The organism is Virgibacillus salexigens, from assembly GCF_014905415.1.
In the GTDB taxonomy this organism is placed as follows: domain Bacteria; phylum Bacillota; class Bacilli; order Bacillales; family Amphibacillaceae; genus Virgibacillus; species Virgibacillus salexigens.
Map to the genome: position 1 here is coordinate 1 of NZ_BNEO01000029.1, position 482 is coordinate 482.

General features: G+C 27.4%; 1 protein-coding gene. It reads right to left on the reverse strand.

The window, feature by feature from the left end:
• Positions 1–4 precede the first annotated feature (4 nt).
• Positions 5–202, reverse strand: coding sequence for a hypothetical protein (locus tag JKP73_RS22060; RefSeq protein WP_200411971.1), 198 nt, complete (start codon positions 200–202; stop codon positions 5–7).
• Positions 203–482: the final 280 nt, after the last annotated feature.

Below are 482 nucleotides of genomic sequence, written 5' to 3' on the forward strand. Positions count from 1 at the left end.
TTAATCATAATTCATTTTCTCCTTTGATTTTTTTGTTTGAAAGTTTATCGTTTTTTAGTTCAGTTTCTTGTGATTTTTTTTCAGAACACTTTGTTTTTGCCTTATCAATTCTTTCTTTCATTGTCATTGATTTTTTCGGTACAGGAGCAACATATTTTTCTAATTCAATATCAATTTTTTGTCCTTTGTCTAAATTATACAATAGTGACTCTAAGATTTAAGGATAACATCATTTAATGACATTATTGTGTACCACAAATAAGGTTAAGAACTTATATGATAACATATAGAAAAAGAATAAAAATGGAGATAATATGGATATTGAAGTTGATACTTTTGAGCAAGTTGACAGCTTTATGAAGCAACAACAGAAAAAAATAGATAGTTGGCTTCCTTTTGATAACATGCTAATTCCAACTGGAATCATGGAGCAACAAGAGCAGAAGAAAGTAAACATGTTGAGAATGATTTTTAAAATGTTG